The sequence below is a fragment of the Pseudoalteromonas sp. XMcav2-N genome, assembly GCF_024124545.1.
In the GTDB taxonomy this organism is placed as follows: domain Bacteria; phylum Pseudomonadota; class Gammaproteobacteria; order Enterobacterales; family Alteromonadaceae; genus Pseudoalteromonas.
This window is the reverse complement of the sequence record NZ_JAMXSF010000005.1, coordinates 314558-336875: the sequence shown is the minus strand read 5'-3', so window position 1 is coordinate 336875 and position 22318 is coordinate 314558. Positions and strand designations below refer to the sequence as shown.

At 45.1% G+C, this 22318-nt stretch carries 15 protein-coding genes; 4 read left to right on the top strand and 11 right to left on the bottom strand.

Going from position 1 to position 22318, the window contains the following annotated elements; translation table 11 throughout:
• The first annotated feature begins 305 nt into the window (after positions 1-305).
• Complete coding sequence (locus NH568_RS09510) at positions 306-1181, top strand: NAD(P)H-binding protein (protein ID WP_253046494.1); 876 nt, start codon at positions 306-308, stop codon at positions 1179-1181.
• A gap of 22 nt (positions 1182-1203) precedes the next feature.
• Here the strand turns inward: NH568_RS09510 and NH568_RS09505 are convergent, their stop codons facing one another.
• The gene (locus NH568_RS09505; RefSeq protein ID WP_253046492.1) at positions 1204-2094 is read right to left on the bottom strand and encodes a LysR family transcriptional regulator; all 891 of its coding nucleotides are present in this window, start codon (positions 2092-2094) and stop codon (positions 1204-1206) included.
• A 91-nt stretch (positions 2095-2185) separates the two neighbouring features.
• Between NH568_RS09505 and NH568_RS09500 the strand changes: the two genes are divergently transcribed.
• On the top strand, positions 2186-2608 hold the full coding sequence (locus tag NH568_RS09500; protein WP_253046490.1) for a PACE efflux transporter: 423 nt from the start codon (positions 2186-2188) through the stop codon (positions 2606-2608).
• Positions 2609-2802: 194 nt separating this feature from the next.
• On the opposite strand, the gene NH568_RS09495 is transcribed toward NH568_RS09500, so the two are convergent.
• The 6 genes from NH568_RS09495 to NH568_RS09470 form a co-directional block, all read right to left on the bottom strand.
• Positions 2803-3774, bottom strand: a complete 972-nt coding sequence (locus NH568_RS09495) for a transposase (RefSeq protein ID WP_253046488.1) — start codon at positions 3772-3774, stop codon at positions 2803-2805.
• Between the two features lie 264 nt (positions 3775-4038).
• On the bottom strand, positions 4039-5727 hold the full coding sequence (locus tag NH568_RS09490) for an AIPR family protein (protein WP_253046486.1): 1689 nt from the start codon (positions 5725-5727) through the stop codon (positions 4039-4041).
• Between the two features lie 263 nt (positions 5728-5990).
• Positions 5991-6548 (bottom strand): hypothetical protein, encoded by a 558-nt coding sequence (locus tag NH568_RS09485; protein WP_253046485.1) that lies wholly within the window; start codon positions 6546-6548, stop codon positions 5991-5993.
• 248 nt (positions 6549-6796) lie between these two features.
• Entirely contained in the window at positions 6797-9607 is a 2811-nt protein-coding gene (locus NH568_RS09480) for a bifunctional aconitate hydratase 2/2-methylisocitrate dehydratase (RefSeq protein ID WP_253046483.1), read from the bottom strand.
• Between the two features lie 255 nt (positions 9608-9862).
• Positions 9863-11857, bottom strand: coding sequence for a ThiF family adenylyltransferase (locus NH568_RS09475; RefSeq protein WP_253046481.1), 1995 nt, complete (start codon positions 11855-11857; stop codon positions 9863-9865).
• 9 nt (positions 11858-11866) lie between these two features.
• The gene (locus tag NH568_RS09470) at positions 11867-12616 is read right to left on the bottom strand and encodes a PEP-CTERM/exosortase system-associated acyltransferase (protein WP_253046479.1); all 750 of its coding nucleotides are present in this window, start codon (positions 12614-12616) and stop codon (positions 11867-11869) included.
• A 558-nt stretch (positions 12617-13174) separates the two neighbouring features.
• Here NH568_RS09470 and NH568_RS09465 point away from each other — a divergent pair.
• Complete coding sequence (locus tag NH568_RS09465) at positions 13175-15694, top strand: TonB-dependent receptor (protein WP_253046477.1); 2520 nt, start codon at positions 13175-13177, stop codon at positions 15692-15694.
• Between the two features lie 48 nt (positions 15695-15742).
• On the opposite strand, the gene NH568_RS09460 is transcribed toward NH568_RS09465, so the two are convergent.
• From NH568_RS09460 to NH568_RS09445, 4 genes are all read right to left on the bottom strand, one after another.
• The gene (locus NH568_RS09460; protein ID WP_253046475.1) at positions 15743-16972 is read right to left on the bottom strand and encodes a M24 family metallopeptidase; all 1230 of its coding nucleotides are present in this window, start codon (positions 16970-16972) and stop codon (positions 15743-15745) included.
• Positions 16956-17234: a hypothetical protein gene (locus NH568_RS09455; RefSeq protein WP_253046473.1), complete on the bottom strand. Its 279-nt coding sequence runs from the start codon at positions 17232-17234 to the stop codon at positions 16956-16958. Before NH568_RS09455 ends, NH568_RS09460 begins: the two co-directional genes overlap by 17 nt.
• A 470-nt stretch (positions 17235-17704) precedes the next feature.
• Entirely contained in the window at positions 17705-18199 is a 495-nt protein-coding gene (locus NH568_RS09450) for a hypothetical protein (RefSeq protein WP_253046471.1), read from the bottom strand.
• A gap of 197 nt (positions 18200-18396) precedes the next feature.
• On the bottom strand, positions 18397-19398 hold the full coding sequence (locus NH568_RS09445; RefSeq protein WP_253046469.1) for an FHA domain-containing protein: 1002 nt from the start codon (positions 19396-19398) through the stop codon (positions 18397-18399).
• 303 nt (positions 19399-19701) lie between these two features.
• Here NH568_RS09445 and NH568_RS09440 point away from each other — a divergent pair, with 303 nt between their 5' ends.
• Positions 19702-22317: a serine/threonine-protein kinase gene (locus tag NH568_RS09440; protein ID WP_253046467.1), complete on the top strand. Its 2616-nt coding sequence runs from the start codon at positions 19702-19704 to the stop codon at positions 22315-22317.
• Position 22318: the final 1 nt, after the last annotated feature.

Below are 22318 nucleotides of genomic sequence, written 5' to 3'. Positions count from 1 at the left end.
GATAGTGAGACCAATTAAAAATAAGCTTCCGCTCTTGATGACTCAAATGACAGTATTTTTGACCCATTTTGCACCTCCAAAATAGCTAACTTGAACTATAGTGGTGCACTTCAATTTAGAACATAGCACCCCAAATGTAGAACAATCATTCATTGGGTGTCTGCATTCAAACCTTCCTGAATAGCAAACGATTTTTCATGATCTTACCCTGACCTATACACACAATGGATACAACCTATTTTTATCAATACCATAAGTCGATATTAATATTACATTCGTGGTTTATATTTATAGAGAGATTGTTCATGCAAAAATCAATTACGGTAATAGGCGCAACAGGTAACTTGGCTCAACCTGTTATTAGAAATTTAGTTGCTAAAGGCGTTCAAGTAACCGCCGTTGTGCGAGATGTGCAAAAAGCAAAAGCAGCTCTACCTGAAGAGGTGACTTGTGTTTATGCAGATGTAAGTGATTTAGACAGTTTAAAAGACGCATTGAAAGGTACTGAAACTGTTTATATCAGTTTAAATACCACTAGCCTTGATCCTAGTTTGCCATTTCATACTGAACGAGAAGGTGTAATTAACATTGTTGATGCCGCCAAAGAAAACGGCGTGAAACACGTTATGCAGATTGTTGGTATTGACAGCTTACACGAAGAGTTTGCCGCTAAAGGATTAATTTACAAAACGAATCTAATTCGTTTACCGGGAATGGACTACATCAAAAAATCGGGAATTAACTATACCTTCTTCCACTGCTCGTTCTTTTTGGATTCATTCCCAGTATTTATTCAAGAAGGTCAGTTCGGCATCATCGGCGATCATACTTACCCTATCTACTATACTAATACGACCGATTTAGCGATAAACATTTACAACGCCATTGGTAACGACAAAGCTTACAACCAAGCGTTTTCAGTACAAGGTAAAGAAGGTATTTCATTTCCAGACGCGGCGAGAAAATTCTTAGACGTATTCAGCCCCGAAACCCAAATAGCTACTTACCCGATTGCCGCTATTCCAGAGATGGGCTTTCCTGCAGAAGAAGCTGAGTTTATGGAGCACCTGCTCACATATTTTGAACAGTTACATGAACAGCCTGTATCTGAACAAACTTGGCAAATATTAGGTGAGCCAACAACGACGATAGAGTCTTTTGCCAAATCACTTGTGAGTTAAGCCAAGCTCTGGTTAGCTAATGTTAATTTCGCACTTGCATTAAATCGCTCAGCTGTTCAGTAATAAACTTAGCAGCTGGGCCAAGTGCTTTATTATCGGACCAGATTAAATCCACTTCCTGAGCAAAGCTACTCCTGCTGTCGAATGACAAAGGCAAGTTTACAATTTTCTGTTTTGAATTAGTGTCTTTTAATACATAACGAGGCAATACAGCCCAACCAATGCCTTCACTAACCAACTCGAAACATCCATGAACGTTTGCTACTTGCCAAATTTGAAATGAAGCTTGCCATTTGGTCATGGATGAATCTTCAAAACCTTTGATCAATATCTGCCTATGCTGTTTTAAATCTTCCCAAGATACTTGTTTTAGTTGTGATAGAGGATGCTCTTCAGATGCAACACAGACAAATTCCATAACACCGACACCTCTAAAATCAACACCTTCTAAGGGGTTTTCAGGCTGTATTACTATGCCAAGTTGTGCGGTGTCATTTGACACTCTGCGCCATACGTCCTGTACCGTGCCATAATCGATTTCGATATCGACATAAGGGTGTTTTACGATGAGTTGCTTGAGCACATGACCTAGGTTTTCAATCGTTATTTGATTCTCTATAGCGATAGTGAGTTTAGTTTCAACATTGGCAAGCAGTTCATCTGCCGCAACTATTAACCTCTCTCTTTGCTCAACAACCCCACTAGCCCGACCAATTAAGGACTCTCCAGCAGGAGTGAGGATTGGATATCTATGGCTGCGATCAAATAAATCGACACCCAAATCAATCTCCAAGTTTGATACTAAGGTACTCATTACCGATTGTGCTTTGCCAGTATATCTGGCGGCGGCGGAAAAGGAACCACATTTATGTGTTGCCACAAAAGCTTCTAATTGTTCGAAGGAAACGGCCATCTATCTACTTAATGTATATATTCTAACTAATAATATAGTCACTAAGTATATAAGATGGTTAGCAGATAGCAATTTAGACGATGGATAAAAAATGAGAACCAGACAAGAGCGAATCATTCACGCCCTTTTTTATGAAATATTTGCCCTGCTGAGTATTAGCTTATTGCTTAAACCTTTATTTCAACTAGAAATGTCCGAATCCCTGACGATTGGTCTTGCCTTTTCCATATATGCCGTCGTTTGGAATTTAATATTTAACTATGTTTTTGATACATACTTGTTAAAACATCACCCCAAACAACTTACCCAGCGTTCACTAAAAATCAGGATTATTCATGCCTTAGGTTTTGAAGGCTCTATGCTGGTATTGACTCTACCAATGTTGGCTTGGTGGCTAAACGTGTCAATGTTTGAGGCACTAAGATTGGAGTTGTTTTTAGTCATTTACATTACGTTATACACTTTTGTATATAACTACCTTTACGACATTATTAGTCCGCCAAAGATCAGGTAATGCGTAAAGACACCCATTCGAAAGCTTCTAGCACATGACGAACCAGAAAATGAACACATAACAATGGCTAACCGTGTTTTTCCTCACTGAGCGTTGGTTTTGAATGGGTGTCTCTTTTAATTTGGCAAAACGATGCCGTCACCTTGCATGAGGTTGGTTGAATAGCTAAGGTATATTGATAACATTGAGCGTGATTAACTCAATAATTGCTCGCACTGAGTCAGGTTTGCTCGACGCCGTTTATGCAGATGCTCACAGTATTCTGTCAACGCTTCCTCCCGCCCTACCGCACCATGAAATACCCGAGTGAATTGGGTTGTGAGCTTTAGCCAGTTGTCCGGGTCTATTTGTAATCGGGTTAACAAGCCCCGGCTGTCTGTAATGTAACCCCGCTTACCTGCACGCATACATCTGCCCGTTAATTCAACCAGTTGAATATAATAGGTTAACTCAAACGGCAGGCCACTTGGCATGCGCTCACGTGGGTTGCCAGCAAATCGTCTTAAGCTTGAAGGTTGTATCCCCTGTTTTGCATGCTCAATGCGTTTTTTAATACTGGTATAGTCCGATGTTTCTGGTGTCTCTGCTAGTTTGGCTCTGATTGGATTCAGATCAACATACGCCATGCACGCAGCCACTGCCGCTTCGTCTAACAAGGCCTGAGATTTAAACCGCCCTTCCCAGAAACGGCCGGTGCAACCATCTTCTTTGTTGGCTCTGCGTGCAATATCTTCATTCAATACCCGCATAAACCAGCTGATACTCGCAAGGCGTATTCTGAATTCACTGATGTCTGCATCAAGCATACTGCGCTCTGACTCGCTCAGCTCATCACCATTGATGAACTTGTGCGTCAACCAGCTGCCTTTAAACTGCTTATGCCAGCGAATAATAATGGCCTTGTCCGACAGCCTTTGTGCTTTTTTATCATCGACATACAGCACAATATGCGTGTGATTGCTCATCACCGCATAACCACACACTTCAATGCAAAATATCTTTGCCAGCGTCAGCAACTTTTCTTCAACCCAATCCCGGCGGTGTTCATAAGACTTACCTGTAAAGCGGTCTTTGCCGCACAAAAACGCTCGACGAACACATCGGGATATACAGTGATAATATTTGGTATCGGTTAAGCTGACTTGCTTCTTCCTTGCTGTTGGCATTGTCCATTAGCCTCAATCCATTGAGTACTACCCAAAGGTAGACGAGATACCCTCCGCACGCCAGTTTGAGGTGGGTGTCTCTGATCCCTACTCGGTGTCTCTGATCCCTACTCCAAAAACCCAATAAAGGAACAGACAAAGCTGGGTGTCTCCGTATTTCATGCCTCTTTTAACCGCTTCTTTTAATCTCGCTTGCGCTGGTTTTGAATGGGTGTCTCTTTTAATCTCGCTGGAGCGTCCATATATGTCTCTTTTAATTCCTTTTTAAATACACCTTCTATATAGATCTTTACAGATAGTAGCGTTTTTAAATAAGGTGCCTAAAATTTTATCTGGATAATGCTCATCGATTTGATTCGACAAAGTTTCTACAATTTTTTCAAATGCCTCTTCAATATCTAGTGAATTTAAATCAAATTCATAATCATTAGCAACCTTACTAAGATTCAAATCAGAAAAGACCAATAAGGCTATCATTCTGTTTCCATGAACCAGAAAACCATATTCTCTACCGCTTTTTTTAGTTAATGAGTCGATTTTATTATTAAGAAACTGCTCAACAACCCTCAGGCTTTTCACAACATTAGAGACATATACTCCCGTTACATTTGGGTTGAAAATTGATTTGTAAGGAGCTTTTGATAAATTTTCATAAAATTTACCAATTTCCCTTTTAGCTTGTACTGCAAGACTAACCTGATTTGATGCGCACGCTAGAGCTATCGTTGCTTCCGATAAGTCAAATGACTTCACTGAAGATTTGAAAGACTCTGAACGTACAATATTGTATTCTATACCCTCGATAGCTAATTCAGTTCTTAGTCTTAATTGCTGCTCATCTAGAGATACGAAATCACGATTCTCGATTCGATTTTGCCTGTTATTCGTTTTTGTAACATTAGCTCCAAAGTCATCTCCAGCATTTTCCAATGAGATTAATTTGATTGGAATTTTGACTTTTTCCAATTTAGATAATTCAGACTCATCAAAGCCACCAACAGTACTAACCGTCTGGGCCCCATTAACTATACTGATGTTTGCTGCTCGAAACGAACCAATATCCCTACCGTTACCACCAACCATCGATTTCTTGATACTATCAGCAACCAATGTGACCCCGTTATTGAAGTACCAAAACTTTTCTGGCGTTTTTTCAATAGTTGTACTTATCTCATCATTCACATCCGTACTTCCAAGCATTTGACGGATATTTTTCGAAAATAGACGCTTCCCTTTTGATTTATACCAATTAAAAACTTCATCACCGGACACCATCCCAAAGAAAGCGGTATGAGGTTCTTCTACTTTACCCCATTGTGATAAACCTATTTCGAGATCTATGGGCTCCCCTTCCATACCCCCAGCAAGACTAGCATGTACTTTAGCTTGGTTTAGTTGATGAAATGTTACGACATCTTCACTTACGCCGTCACCCGCATCATTTAGCTCAGCGACCAAATCGTTCATTACTCTTTGGCTATGAGTGCTAATAAGTTGGTTTCCAGTGTGGATTAAGACAATGTCAAATTTAGTGTCATATGCAGTCAACGCCGTTTCTATTAGTGCTTGCATATTACGTGTTTTATCGTTAAACCGTGAGAAATCCAAGCCTAAAAGGTCAAATACACCATCTTTAAATTTACGCATGTCTCCACTTTCTGGCTCACCTACCCCCTTCTTAGACCATTTAGATTGAACCAAAATCATTCGTTTGTTAGCTGGAGAGTAATAAATTGCATCTATGCCATTATCATTTGCACCATCGATAACAGAGTTTGCAGCTTCAACCTCATTCGCTCCACCGATACAATAAACAGCGTATGCAGCTAAGCACCTAGTCAGAACTTTCGTTCGATACTCTTGATCAGACGGATTTAGATCAGAAACATCAACCTTACTTTGAAATAGTTGCTCAATTTTATTAGCTATCTGGTTTACATGAATAATACTCATTCTTACCAACTTTATTCTAGTTTGTGTTAGTTCTACAAAGCTAAACCCTCACCCAACGGGTTCGGTTTAAACTGTTGCATGGATTATAATAGATTGATAAGCAACAAAAAATCTCACTATAGAAAATGGATAAAGGGACTAAAGAATTAGCACCAATCTAAACTAGATTTAACGCCCAACTAACCAGTGAGGTTTGCTGGCACTTAGTTTTGCGCTTTTTGCAAAACGTGTGACCGTAAAGCGAACCCGCGTTTAGTTGCTTGTTAAGCAACAACTACACCATACTTTTTATTAATTTTTAGCTCTAATTTTATTAGCTCTTTCAGCAGCTTGTTGTGTTCTTTTTTCTCGCGGATTGAAAGCTCTATTTCACCATGTTGAAAAGCTCTTTCACCTCGATTCATAAATTCAAACATTTTACTGTTTAGATGTAAAAATTTCTTTACTACAGCATCATCAACAAGAGGTTTACGGATATTATCAATTTGTTTGTTTTTATATCTAGTTTGCTCATCAGGAATAAATAATATTTCTTTTAGCTTAGAAGAAATATGCCTTGGATTAAGGTCTATGTATTTGCCTTCTGAGTTTAACCATACAGCATGAAATTCAGCTTCAATGAATATACCTTCTTTTTCCCAGATAGCCCAACCTGTGACTGATGTTCCTCCTAGTTCCTCAATTTTATCTTGAACGAGCTGGAAGCACTCATTTTCATCCTCTTGATATTGAGGTTTACACACAACTGAAACCGGTTGTGTACAACTAATCTCAGAGCAAAATTTTTGAACATGAGATTCAGAAAAGTTTGCAGCCTTCATTAAGCCTCCTTGTTGCCCAACAGCTTATTAGTGTAAACACCGCTTAAACCCAGTTCCAAAAACCGTACAGATCCACAACTAAATTAATTTATTCATAATCAGAACAGTAACCTACCACTATTGTACTAGTTACTCAAGCCAAAACAGCTCAGTTCAAGCGAACAATACTCAGAAACGGTACCCCCAATCTCCACCCAACAAAAAAGCGCGTAAAAACGCGCTTTTTTCAGTCTTTTAATCTTTGAAGATTAAAGTACTTTAACTGGTACCGCTTGCTCTGAACCGAACTTAGTTGTCAGTTCTTCTTCAAGTGGGGTGAACGCAGTCAGGTCGATGCCTTCAACAGCTGCCTGGTACTCGTCCATAGTTGGGAAACGACCCAGAATCGTTGAAAGTACTACCAGTGGCGTAGAGCCAAGTAGTGATTCGCCTTTCTTCTCGTTAGAATCCGCTACAACACGGCCCTGGAACAGACGCGTAGAAGTTGCGATAACCGTGTCACCTGGTTCTGCTTTTTCCTGGTTACCCATACACAGGTTACATCCAGGACGCTCAAGATACAGGATGTTTTCGTACTTATTACGTGCAGCAGTCTTCGGATTTTCATCGTCAAACTCAAAGCCTGCGTACTTAGCCAGTACTTCCCAGTCGCCTTCTGCTTTTAGCTCATCAACGATGTTATACGTTGGTGGCGCAACAACCAGTGGTGCTTTGAACTCGATTGAGCCGTTTTGCTTCTCAAGGTTACGTAGCATCTGTGCGATGATCTGCATGTCACCTTTGTGAACCATACAAGAACCAACGAAGCCAAGGTCAACTGGCTTGCCATCGTAGAAAGAAACAGGACGGATCACATCGTGCGTGTAACGCTTAGAAACGTCTTCGTTGTTTACATCCGGGTCAGCAATCATTGGTTCAACGATTTCGTCCAGGTTAACAACGACTTCTGCGTAGTACTTAGCATTGTCATCAGGTGCAAGTGCTGGTTGCTCACCAGAATTGATACCCGCGATACGCTCATCGGCCAAATCGATAAGGCCTTGTAACGTCTTCGCTTCGTTCTCCATGCCCTTGTTGATCATGATCTGGATGCGGCTCTTAGCCAGCTCGATTGACTTGATCAACGTTTCATCGTTAGAGATACAGATTGACGCTTTCGCTTTCATCTCTGCAGTCCAGTCAGTGAAAGTGAACGCCTGGTCAGCCATCAGAGTACCAATGTGTACTTCGATGATACGGCCCTGGAATACGTTCTCACCGCCGAATTGCTTCAGCATTTGTGCCTGAGTCGCATGTACCACATCACGGAAGTCCATGTGCTTAGCCATGGCACCTTTGAAGGTTACTCTTACAGACTCTGGAATTGGCATTGCTGATTCACCAGTCGCCAGTGCCAGCGCAACAGTACCTGAGTCAGCACCGAATGCCACACCTTTAGACATACGCGTGTGCGAGTCACCACCGATGATAATAGCGCGGTCATCCACAGTAATGTCGTTCAGTACTTTGTGGATTACGTCTGTCATTGAGTGGTAAACCCCTTTCGGGTCACGCGCGGTGATCAGACCAAACTTGTTCATGAACGCCATTAGCTTAGGAATGTTCGCTTGCGCTTTTTTATCCCAAACAGACGCTGTGTGACAGCCTGACTGATATGCGCCGTCTACCAAAGGAGAAATCGTAGAAGCAGCCATGGCTTCCAGCTCCTGAGACGTCATTGGACCTGTGGTGTCCTGAGAACCAACGATGTTCACTTTAACACGAACGTTAGAACCAGCATGAAGTGGTGTTTCAGAAGCAACACCTACTGCGTTACGGTTGAAGATTTTCTCAACCGCAGTCAGACCCTGACCTTCGTGTGAAATTTCTTTTGAAGCCGCGTAAACAACAGGGGCTTCAATACCCAGCGTTTCGGCTGCAAACGTTTGTAGCTTCTTACCGAATACCACTGCGTAAGAACCACCGGCCTTCATGAACTCTACTTTTTGTGGAGTGAATGAAGAAGATACATCAACCAGCTCTTTGTCACCGTTGTACAGCTTCTGTGCTTTAGTATCGATAGTAAGTACCGTACCAGTCGCTACAGAATATGCTTCTTCCAGTACCGGATCGCCGTTCGCGTCAGTCACTACGTTGCCGTTTTCATCGGTTTTCTTCACCCAGTTTTTAAGGTCAAGACCGATACCACCGGTTACATCAACGGTTGTCAGGAAGATTGGTGCAATACCGTTAGTACCCGCAACAACTGGTGCAATGTTGATGAATGGCACGTACGGGCTTGCTTGTGTACCTGCCCAAAGTGCAACGTTGTTCACACCAGACATACGAGATGAACCTACACCCATAGTGCCTTTTTCAGCAATCAGCATCACTTTTGCATTTGGGTGCTTCTTCTGCAGCTCAACAATTTCTTGCTGTGCTTCAGGGGTGATCATACATTTACCGTGTAGCTCACGGTCAGCACGTGAGTGTGCCTGGTTACCTGGAGAAAGTAAGTCAGTTGAGATATCACCTTCACCGGCAATATAAGTAACAACTTCAATTTTCTCTGCAATTTCAGGCAGCTTAGTAAAAAATTCAGCTTTCGCGTAGCTTTCTAAGATGTCTTTTGCAATTGCATTGCCCGCTTTAAACGCCGCTTCTAAACGTGACGTGTCTGCGTCATAAAGGAAAACCTGCGTTTTAAGTACGTCAGCAGCTTGCTTAGCAACCGCTTCGTCGTTGCCCAGTGCAAGGTCAAGTAGTACCGCAATTGAAGGACCGCCTTTCATGTGAGAAAGCAGTTCAAATGCAAAGTCCGCAGAAATTTCAGCTACAGTTTCTTCGCCCAGGATAATTTCTTTTAGGAATTGTGCTTTCACACCAGCTGCGCTGGTTGTGCCCGGAAGCGTGTTGTAGATAAAGAAGTTCAGAGAATCTTCACGGTGCTCATGCCCTGCGTCTTTGATTTGGGCAATAATTTCAGATAGCAGATCAGCGCTATCGATTGGTTTTGGACTCAATCCAAGTTCCGTTTTACGGGTTTGGATTTCTTCCATGTACTCATTATACAAACTCATATAAACCTCGTCAGGCAGTAATACGTGTAGATAGAACCGCGCTATTCTACCCTACTTTGCCGTTTCACGTAATCATTTAACTAAAAAAGCCTGTTTTAACGTCACTTTTCTAGTCGGATTCACATTCAGCGTGAGGCTGCTTTATACCAAACATCATCGCTTAGCAAAAATGTAAATGTGAAATTCCGACTAATTGTCTAGTGTCGACGAGCGCGCGTTTATGCTGCTAAGAACTTACACCTGACCAAACGACTCTTAGCTATCTGCGGCATTATCGCTGAGCACTAATGTCGTCAGTGAACGCCTCACGGAGCGGGATACGGGCGGCGTAGTTCTGCCCACGCGACCCATAAAGACCAGGTTTTTATGCTCGGGAATAAAAGACTTATAGAGGCGCTGACATGCCTTTGCCCGCCTGCAAACGGATTTATCGTCTGTAAAAGTCACATCGTTGTCGAGGTAACGGGAAAAAATAACCGGTGTTAACCCCGGCTGTAAGCCAAGCTGCAACGCATCGGTCATTAACCAGAATCGATAAATCGCTCGCCCGGCAGCCAGATAGTCGTTCTGTAACTCAGCCGGATGTGGCGCGCACAGGGTAAAATGTGCACTCGAACAAATGCCTGGGAGCAAATCTAACTGTATTCTGGGCGCGAACGTGCCAAACAGATATCGATTTAAAAAGGCAACCCGGCTCCATTTTTTAAACGCCCACTGCATCAGCTGGCCCGTGCCTTTATCTATACCCAAAGCTTGCTCGGGTATTTTGCTGTCGCTAAATTGCTGGCCCCAATCAATGATCTCCTTATGGACGTGATAGGCTTCTTTCATGGTCAATCTGGTTTTCGCATTTTTAAAGTTTAACCAGGCACACCGCCATTTTTGCGTCAGACTTTCATATAAGTACAGCTTAAAGCCAGCAGGCAAGCACTGCTGCAACGCGGCTTTTTCCTCATCCGTTAACGCCCGGGTCCCCATTGGACGACGCTGCACTGTGCGGGTTTTCACATAGGGAAGCAATGGATCCGGCTTTACGTTACTGTCCTGCTCTAATTCAACCTGATAATGGATCGTGTCAGCGAGACCTTCTGGTATTTGCGCAGCGGTCTGGTTCACAACCGCTCGGCAATGGTAGCGACTGGCCGCAATGTCGATGGCTTCCAGTAGCATGCCGTGCGCCAGCTCGCTGGAATGTCCATCCAGGTCATACACACTATGATCACGGGTATTGCTGGCATAAATGATAAATGTTGTGTCACTGAGCAGTTTAAAACGCCATGGCTGGGTATTGTCGCCACTGGGCGCCCACTTAGCCAGCTCAATCACTTTCTCCGCCGTCGTCATCGCATTGCTTGCGGGCACAGACTCAGAAAGCCCGGCGTCACTTTTTGGCGTCTGTAATTTTTTCCTGACCAGTTTGAACAACCACTGTTGTAACGGGTTACGATTACCACCCGGCCGCCATACTTTCTTCATTTTATTACTGAAGGCATCAAAATGCAGGCTACGCGGCGCGCAGATAACCGTGCCACGATTAAGCAGTATTTTGGCAACCTGAGCGACTGCCACGCCCGTTGCCAGCTGGCACCCAACCACAGTCGAGGGCCCTTTTTTATTCGCCAGGTCCACCGTGGACGGGTCAACCAGTGCCTGTTTTTGCAAATTGGCGGGTGTCAGGCCCAGATAAAATCGAATGTACTGTTCACTCTCTGTATATCCCGCAAGGTCAAAGTACTGCTCAAACGACATCTTACCGGGCAGGAAATTGATGTACGCAGTCCCCATGCCAATGGGCGCAGCCGTCGTCGCCGGAATTCCCTGCTCATAGCACTGTGCAAACACCCGCCGCCTGATGCTCAAAACAAAGAAATCCAGTGCATCAATATAGCAATCAACATCCGCTAAAAACTCACCCAGGTTCTGCTCTGTCACCCCCTCACTGAACCCTGTGATCTCAATCTCCGGATTGATTTCTCTGGCCATACGGATCATGGTATCGAGCTTCTTTTTACCATAACTTGCCGTCGTCGCACCCACCTGACGATTAGTGTTTTCACACCCAAACTCGTCAAAGTCGGCAAGGTTAAAACGTGTAATACCCAGCCTGACCAGGGCCAGTAAATGAGAACCTCCGACCCCGCCTAACCCGGCAATGGCCACCTTTTTACGTTTTAAAATCTGTTGCTCCGTGGAAGTCACCCACCCAATGTTTCTGGAGAAAGCCAGATCATAATCAAAATGCGTATTCATCATCATTCCTCAGGATAATTCACAGGCAAGTTCAGTATTGTTTAACTGCTGAGACAGCCGACGCTCCACGGCCTGGTATAGCTCACTGAGTACATCACTGCGAAGCTGCTGCGCCTTAAATTCATGCGTATCAAAGTGGTAAACCGCCCTGCGCCCTCGGTGCTCAATATCTTCACTGAGCCTGGTCAGGGTCAGACCAAGCATTTTGAGGTGTCTGCTTAACTTCGGACTGGCTAATAATAAGGTGCCCCGACAACCATGCAGTTTGGCAAGGGCGATACAACAAAAATACAAGCTGACCGACATCAGCTGAGTATGTTGAGACGCAGGCTGCGACACAGTACCAGGCTCATCCTGGCGATAATCCCTGATGTTTTTGCGCCTTACATCAGGCAGCAATGCCAGCCGGGAGCATTCACTCAACGTGCCCGACTGCAACAAAGGCAACAACAGGCTTGTTTTTAGATATCCACCATACTGGTCCTGACTGGGTAAGGTTAATGACGAATGAGGCGAGGGAATGATCAATCGAATACACCCGATATATTCCTTGCTGGGCTTGTGCTGCAACAAACAATGAATGGAATGATCGTCATATTCATCCCGCTCCAGTTGCGTTTGCTGCCTGGCTTCCCAATTCAGCTCATCACAATAGACTTGATGACGGATAGTAAAAACTGCGTCCTTTTGTTTTTGCGACTGCGCAAGCTGCACATCAAACGTTCGCATAAACTCAGCGCCAACAGACATAGGTTCCATATTTTTCCTTCCTAACCTGAGTATTCCCGATGGCTGTGCAGTATAGGGTCGGCCTTTTTTTTGGACTTGGTAGAAACAACGATGTTGTGCGGAAAAAAGGGCCACATAGGACCAACGGGGATGGACGCCTCACTGTTAATACGTCAGTCAATCCGTTATGTATGAAGGCTATATTTAAAGGCAAGGTTGAACGCGTATTTTCGCTGGACAGCTGGCAACCTCTCACAACAATTCGTTTAAGCTTTGGTGAAAAGCGCAGGGTTAACCATGCGTGTTTAATATGCGAACAAAAGCAGCAAAAAAACTGATTGAACAAAGAAAAGTGCATCACCCGCCTCTGACAGCGCTGCGCATCATTCGCCCACCGCTGATTGATGCTTTGTAATCTTATGATCAGCATTTAATGCAATGTAACTAAAAAAGCATAAAAACTTGAGCGGTTATAAATTATAACGAATTCGAATTTCGCATCGAATTTTCCACCTTTAGTATTGCCGTCCTTTTCATGGGCCAGACAACGTAGCCCGTATAGAAATCAACATATAAACAGGAATCTCTATGTTAAGACCGAGTACTCTGGCAGCCAGCATCAGCTTGGTGCTGGGCGCCGCCGCTTCGTTTCAAATTAATGCAGAAGAAAGCCAGGCACCCACAGCCAGTAGCACCACAGAAGTGATTGAAGTCACAGGTACTCGCCGCAGCTTGCGCAGTGTTGCTGAAAGCACAGTACCGGTCGATGTGATCAGCATGGATGAAATCACCAGCTCAGGTCAGCTTGAACTGAGCCAGGTTTTGACAACGCTGGTACCCAGTTTTAATTTCCCTAATTCACAACTGGCAGACGGGACAGATCATGCTCGTCCTGCTGTGTTACGCGGATTGGCGCCAGACCATACTTTGGTGCTTATCAATGGTAAGCGTCGCCACGCCAGTGCGCTGCTCAATCTAAACGGTACCGTAGGTCGTGGCTCTACAGCGGTAGACCTCAATACTATTCCAACGGCTGCAATCAAGCGCATCGAAGTTTTGCGTGACGGTGCCGCTGCACAATACGGCTCAGATGCCATTGCTGGCGTGATCAACATTGTGCTAAACGATGCCGACGAAGGCGGTAACCTGTCCGTCACTTACGGTGAATACGATACTCAAATGGCCGGTTCACCTCAGCTGTTGCGTACCTACGAAGATGCCGAAGGCAACCTGGCATTTGACAAAGGCGCAGATCGCGAGCTGAACGATGGTGGCACAACAACCATCAGCGGTAATATGGGTTTTGCATTGGGCGACAATGGCTTTATCAATGTGGCTGCTGAGCTGCGTAACAAGCAGCCGACCAACCGCTCTGGCATCGATGAGCGTGAACAGTATGCCCGGGATGAAAACGGTAAGCTGGATCCACGAGAATTTTCGGCTGAGCGTTATAACCACAGGTTTGGTAAAGCCGACATCGAAGATTTCGCACTATTCTACAATGCGGGGTACACACTTAACTCCGAGCTGGACCTGTACTCCTTTGGTAGCTTCTCAAGCCGGGATGGTAATTCCGGTGGTTTCTTCCGTCGCCCACAAGATAGCCGCAACCTGACTGACGTATATCCTGATGGCTTCTTACCGCAAATTGACACTGAAGTACGCGACTATAGCTTTGCAGTCGGTGCTAAGGGTGATGCAGGTGACTGGCAGTACGACATCAGTACAAACTATGGTCTGAACGACTTCGGCTTTGGCGTATCAAACAGCCTGAACACGTCAATGGGTGCAAGCAGCCCAACAGAGTTTGACAACGGTGCTTTGGTCTACAGTCAGCTGTTGGTTAACGCTGAAGCAAAAACCGAGCTGGACTTAGGCCTTTATGATAGTGTGTTTGTGACACTGGGCAGTGAGTATCGCCGCGAAACTTATGAGGTCCAGGCCGGTGAGTTAGCCTCTTACCAGACCGTTTTGGATGCTAACGGACAACCGGTTGCCGCTGGTGGCGCTCAGGTTCTGGCTGGATTTTCACCAGAAAGTGCGGTTGATGAGTCACGTCATAACATCGCCTTGTTTGCCGAATTGGATACTTACCTGACAACAGACTGGAACCTGGTTCTGGCAGCGCGTTATGAAGATTACAGCGACTTTGGCTCTACACTGACCGGTAAACTTGCAACACGTTATGTAGTTAATGACCAACTGTCACTGCGTGGTGCACTGAGCACAGGATTCCGTGCCCCTTCACTGGCGCAAACTTCCTACAAATCAATTGCCACGGTTTTTGAAGACGGTGTCCCTAACGAAGTGGGCTTGTATCCAGTGGATACCCCAGCGGCTGTTGCACTTGGCGCACAACCTCTGGAAGCAGAAGAATCAGTTAACCTGACTGCCGGATTCATCTACACCCAGGATGCGTTCAGCCTGACGCTGGATGCATATCGCATTGATATTGATGACCGCATTGTAATGTCAGAAAACCTCAGTGGCGACGCAGTTGAGCAGATCCTGCAACAGGCGGGTGAGTTTAACGTACAGCGTGTGCGCTACTTTACCAATGCTATCGATTCTCGTACTCAGGGCGTAGACATTGTAGCGACCTATCGCTTTGACCTGGCTGATTATGGCGATCTTAATCTGAGTGCAGCGTTGAACCTTAATGACACTGAGGTGACCAATGTGAAAGCGAACCCGGCAGAGCTGGCTGCGCTGGGCGAAAGCTATCAATATTTTGCTCGTCGTGAAATTGAGCGCTTTGAATCCGGTACACCAGATAACAAATGGAACCTGGTTGCTAACTGGCAGCGTGAGCAGTGGCAGGTCATGATTAAAGCAACCCGCTACGGTGAAGTCACCGACCCTTCCAGCACAGTTGAAAAAGATGAAGTACTGGATGCCAAATGGATCACTGATCTGGAAGTAGCGTACAAAGTCAATGAGCAATGGCGCGTTGCCCTTGGTGCCAATAACCTGTTTGATCAATATCCGCAGGATACCGTCAGCAACATAGGGTTCAGTAACTTTAACCAAATCTTCCCATACTCAGCGTTCTCGGCTTACAGCACAGATGGCCGCTTTGTGTACGGTAAGGTGTCGATTAACTTCTAAGCGAATAATAAAGCCCGCAAATGCGGGCTTTTTCAACTCATTATAGTTCTATCTTATTACATGCCACTGGGTTTGCCTGCCCGCTAAGTACCAGACCTGCTTGCCATCAAATACCGCATCTTGTTCCAGCTTAATTTGGATCCACTGGTTGTCCCACTCCGGTAGCTGCGTTTTTATGTTTCCTTCAATGGCATAAACCGTGTTTGGATGCAGTTTCCAGTCTCCCTGTACCGGTGTCGGCCCCTGATTATCCCACATACCAATGGTTGGCCCAGGCGCATGACCGACAAAACCGAGTGGATGGGTATAAGTACTGCTGACAATCCCCGCCGCTTTACTTTGCTTAATGGTATTGGCCAGGATCTCATTGCCCGTTAACTCTGATTTAAAGTTACTGGTTAAGATATCCTGCCAGCGATTACCTGTCGCCATAGCCTGTTTCAGGCCCGCTGGTACATCGGTTTCATGAAGCTTGAGCACATAGCCCATTTCCTGTGTATCCGTGCACTGATTCAGATAACAAATACCCACATCGGTGTGGATAATGTCTCCCGGCAGAATAGTCCGGTTGTATTCACCAATAAACACATCCTCTTTGCTGGTTTTGTCGCCCTGACGTTGAATATTTACGTACGGCTGGAACCAGGGTCTGAGCTGTAATTCTTCAAAGCGTTCGCGTAAGTACCATTCAACGTCTTTGGTGGTGGTCACGCCAGGTGTGATCACCTTATTGGAGAATGCTTCTGCGATCACACGTCGAGCCAGTGTCACCGCCTGCGGGTATACATTGAGCTCTTTTTGGCTGCGCGTTTCCAGCCAACGGATCACCAGCTTTTCGGCGCTCATCAGGCGCTCCTGATATTTGCCTGGCAATACATTCAACAGTTGCTTGTGTAACCCGACACTTAGGCCATCGGCCAGTGCCCAGTCTTCACTCACATTAATCCCAATGCGTTTCGGGTCACGCTCGGCAATCACCTCAGCCAGACGCTGCCACTGTTGCGCCTTTGTGCCCCCTTTCCATACTGTCGGATACAACTCGCCAATGGGGTAACGGCTCACGCTAAAGCGCTCGACGCTGCCATCCGCTTGTTTTGAAAACACCAGTAAAGTGGTACGGCGCGCTGCAAACGTGGGCTGCGGAACCAGGGTATAAAACAGCTTGTCTTCGCCATATTCACGGTTGATGACCAGCCACATATCCAGGTCCACCTCACGCATCAGCTCAGGAAGTAAGTTATCCAAGCGATCTGTCACCATATCATTGATGGGTTGCACGCGCTCCCTGAATGACAACACATCCGGCAACGCCGATATTTGACGGCCCTGTGCATATTCCTCGGCCATAGCGGGAGTGCTTATCGTGCACAAGCTCAAAAATAATCCCAAAATTCTCTGCATAATCGTCCTGCTCGTTATTTATACCAATTTGCTTAATTAAGTGTTCTATTTTGAGGCGAGAAAATATGGTCGATAACAAGGCAAAAATTTTGCTATTCAGTTGTTCTAAATGAGAAATTTTTAACACTGTTAGCGTCATATTTGCTCCGTCAAATTGAACAGGTATTAAGTGAAATTGGTATTATGTTGTTGTAAGCCGCAGCCAGCAACAGGCTGGGTATTCTTGCTAAACGGTTTTCAATCTTATTGCAGAATTTGGGGGTCAGCAAACGATTCGGATGAATTACACAGAAGGTGGTCCGGCACTATGGCTGATATAGTGCCGGAGGAAAAGGGTTAGTAGATCACCAGTCTGATCGCCTGTGAGATGATTAGCAGCTCTCCTACACTCTTAAATTACTTTGTTTCGCTTAATATTTGCAAATTATCAGTAACACCTTTGGCCATCGGGATCAGGAAAATTTGTGCCTCTTTGAGGCGCTTGGTTGGTACACCAAGAATGTATTGATCACCAAATGTGTACATAACATCCGACTCATAACGGCTTGTCTGACGCCAGAAAAGGTCGCCTTTCTCGTTATAGCCATCAAGTACTGAGTGAAATTGACATTATTGTCTCCGGGCAACAAAAATATCTCCGTAATCACTGTGCTCAACATGCATATATACCCTGCGACTGTCACCCATATGAATGATGATGTAGATATGGTGCTCTTTTTCCCCATTCTCTTGATGAAAGGTGTTTACGAGGAGAGAATTTTCACATGTCCAGGTCCCGGTTCTGCTCTCAACTTCACCGCCTCCCTCATACACCAGCTTAGTTGAAAAAGTGTTGTCAGCCTTGTACTGTGAATCCCAATAGTAGCCATCTTCATCAGCTCGGGTACGAAAATTCCCGCTCCAGTTACCCACCATTCCTTCGCACAAATCTGTGGTTTTTTCAGGCATATTTCTGATCATAGTGTTAAGCTCCAAAAGAAATTCGTCTCTTGATTCTCTTAACTTGTTTTCCTCAAGCGTAAAAACAAAATACACCATAGCAACAAAAGCAATAGCAAAGCCCACTCCAAACCCGACGCCCCAATACAGAACCTTTTTTATCATCTATGACCTCAACAAAGCTAACTAGTAATATCAGAGAAGAAAACATATCACACTCAGCGTATCTGTGTGATGTTAGATGACACACTAGGAAGGTCGCTTAATCAACACGTGCATTTTTCTCACATAAAAACGACGAAGCCCGCATTAACGCGGGCCACGTATCGCCACTCACAAAGCTGAGTATTTTTTAACTGCGCTTAACTGACTAGTAACTCATCATGTTGATTAAAAAGAGTTGAAGCCTCTAGTTGCTGCCCTTTGACGATACTGAAATGTCTGCCACCAAAACGCACCCGGCCTCGCTTACGTTCAATGAGCGACTCTGCCATTGACTTGTCTTTCATCCTGTCGACAAACTGTTTACGGGCACGATGGATCTGGATATTAATGTGGCTCTCGGTCAGCCCCAAATCACGGGACAGTTGTTTCACCGAGACCCACCCTTGTGATGCATCATCGACCTGATGCTGCATATCTTTTATTTTATATCTGGCCAATAGTGCGGTCAGGTAATGGTGTGTCCGGGTTTCAAAATCGACTTTTTCCTGAGCCTGTTTTACCTGTAACTCAGCATATTCCTCATCCTGGCTCAATGTAAAATGGTATTCCAGATCGCCGGGATCTGTATCTGTGACTTCTGCTGTGCACTCCTGTTGACTTGCCCGCGTCTGGATCAGACTCCATACCTGCTGCGCAAAACGCAGTTGCTCACCATCAGTAATACTCACCGGATGTTCGGAACCAACTTCCTCATAACACCAGGTTTGCTCAGCGCTATTAAAATAGACTATTAGCTCAGGATCAGACTCACTTGGCAGCAAATGATAATTCTCCAGCTGGATCACAGGTACCTGTCCATCAACAAGCTCATCGTGACTATAAGGCACCAGTAAGTCCTCTGGTGGTGCCAGATCCGTTACACTGAAGCTATGACTGCTTGAATCTGAAAAGCGAATTTCATCATTCACATTTAGAGCAACATCCTGGTTATAGGGAACTCGTGCGTCATTTAGCCAGGTGCCGTTACGACTCAAATCTCGTAAATACCAGTACCCTTGTTGCCATTCAATAACGGCATGAATACGGGAAATAGCCAGTTCGTCAAAGCAACTGTCCACTGAATGCTTGAGCCGCCCAAATCGGTGAAAGGACTTTAAATACAAATATTTAGATTGCTGTTTATGTTTTAACGTGGCCATGTTCGCTCCTCGATAACTGTTCCGGGCTGCCGCCATAGCACATCAATCGACCTGACCCGGAAAACTGTTCCTTAATAAGCATATCACTGTTTCGCAAAAACACCGATTTCACCACATTACACCAAAATATTGCCATATCTAAAACAATCTCATCCGACCTACTCACCTGATAGACTGGCATTTGATTTGCTTAACCGTTACTATTGCTATTCGGTACATGTCGTTCTTTTTGCACGTCATTTTTCCGGCGATACATATGCCCTCCAGGCATTGCCACTCCTAAGGTACAAGATAAAAAAGAAAATGGATAAATCGCAGCCATCAACTAACTCAGAGCAGCCCAAAGGGGAATCCTCCATTTCTCAGCAGACGGGTTTGCCCGAACACTATCATGTTATAAAAATGTTAGGCGAAGGCGGAATGGGCGAAGTTCTGTTGGCGCAAGATATCCGGCTCAACCGTAAAGTGGCAATAAAGCGCCTCAAAACACAGGCTGCAGGCACCGAGGTCTCTCTCGCGGTCGCTGAGGCACAAATTCTTGCCAGGTTAAACCACACACACATAGTTCAGCTTTACGACATAATAACAACCTCTGAGCAAGTTTATCTGGTGATGGAATACGTCGATGGCACCACATTGTTTTATCACCAAAAAACTCAGATACTGAGCCTGGAGCAAAAGCTAACCCTGCTGATTCAGGTTGCAAATGGTATTGCAGCCGCTCATCAGTGTGGCGTGATACATTGTGACCTAAAGCCCGCTAATATCTTGCTGGATAAGGATCAGCAGATAAAAATTACCGACTTCGGTATCGCCCGCATCACACACTCACCCCAGACTGCAACTCACGCTGACACAGCACAAAGCCACGCCAGTATGACCGCCACTTCGCCCGAACAGCTTAAAGGCGAAGCACTTTCACCTCAGTCGGACCTATTTGCTTTTGGTGTCCTTGCTTATGAATTGATAAGCGCCCGCCACCCTTTTGGTAAAACTCAGTTGCGTGAGCGTATATTACAAGGTAAGCATGACGATGCCGCGGAGATCTTGCCGGCTCTGCCTGAACCACTGATTCACCTGTTAAATCAGCTGTTGTCGGTTGACCCTGAAAAACGTCCGGCCAATGCCAGACAAGTGGCCAAACGACTTGAGCAAATTCTGATAGCAATCACACAAAACGCTATCATGGAACAAGAAACTGTGCCTTTCGAGCCTGATGTATCGGCACCAGTTGCTCCACAGCCACCTCATACACAGCCAAATAAGCGCGCTAAATTCCTCGCTATAATCGCTTGCTCCCTGATGTTTGTAGCCATATTAGTCGTCTGGCTGTTTAGCCAGCCCCCGCAAGAAAAGCGATATGTGTTGGTGCTTAAGCCTCAACTTACCCTGACAAAACAGCTCAGTGACGAGCGAACAAAGAGCACCCTTGCCAGCGTCGATCACGCGCTGCGCCAGCTCATCATTGACGGAAAGCATACTGAATTGATTGCTCACCGCCCGGAGGCGGAACACTCTTTGCTCCAGCTGGCAACAACGACGGGGGCAACAGACATAATCAGCACTGAGCTTACCTGTAGTGAACATAGCTGTGAAACAGTTGTAAAACGGCTGGGAGGCGAAAAGTGGACCGTTCAGCAGCAGATCAGCTGGCCAATGGCACTCACCAGTGAAATAGAAAACTTTTATTCCACCCAAGCGCAGGCTGTCAAACTGTTTCCTGATCTAACGCCTAACAGCTTGCCTCTCGAAACCATCAGGCAGCAAGATTACCTGAGCTATCTGCAAATTTACCAGGATGTGTCTAACCAGGGTGCTTATAATCTGGGCAACCTGGACAAGTTACGGCAGGTGCTGACGAATTCCCCCTACCTGTTTGCGGCCTATGGACTATATAGCGACATAAGCTTAACGGTATACGATCAGACCAAAAGAGAAGAATTACTAACACAACTGCGCGCTACTTTGAGAAATGCACCCGCACGTTACAAGCAAAAAGCCATTTTTAACAAGGAGATGATGCTACTTGCCCTGACCAGCCATGATGAGGCCTTGTTCGAAACGCACCTCGCGCTCGCCCGGGCACGACATTTTAGTGTTTACGACATCGAAGTGATCCTGTCAAAACGGGCCAAGCAGCAAGGCGATCTTAAAGCGGCAATTGCACACCTTCATGAGGCTATGGCACTTAGAAAAAATACTTCTATCATGTTCAACCTTGCGAATACCTACTATCAGAATGGTCAATTTGAGCGAGCTAAGCACTACCTAAATGAAGTACTCACACTCTCTCCAGATGACTATTTAACGAATCAATTGCTTGCAGATATTCACCTTGCAGAGGGACATATCGAACAGGCTATCGAACGTTATGAAAAAGTCGTGTCGGTTGACCCTCAGCCCTTTGACATTAATGTACTGGCATTATGTTATACGCTTAACGGACAATTTGCCAAAGCACTGGAAACTGCAAGGCCACTGAGCGAAATAGAAAACAATTCTCTCTTTTTACTCAACCTGGCTGATATAGAGAAGCTCAACGGAAATATGCATCAGGCAAATCAGTACTATCAACAAGTTATTGAGCGCAATGACAGTTCAAAGGACTTTTATGATCTTCTGGATGCCGCTCAGGCTCACGCACAGATTGGCAACCATGAACCTGCAGTAACCTTGCTAAACGAAGCGATAAAACAGTCACCAGACAACAGTGAATATGCTTTCACAGCCGCGCTGGTTTACACTCAAATCGGCGAACTCACATCAGCATTGGTTAGCGTAAAAGCGGCAATGTCTGTCGGCTATGGCGTCGTATGGTTTAACCTGCCATGGTTTAAAAATCTCTGCCAAAGAGAAGAGTTTGTTGGAATTGTTTCTGGCTACCCTGGCGCCACTTTATGTACAAAACGTCAACCCTAAG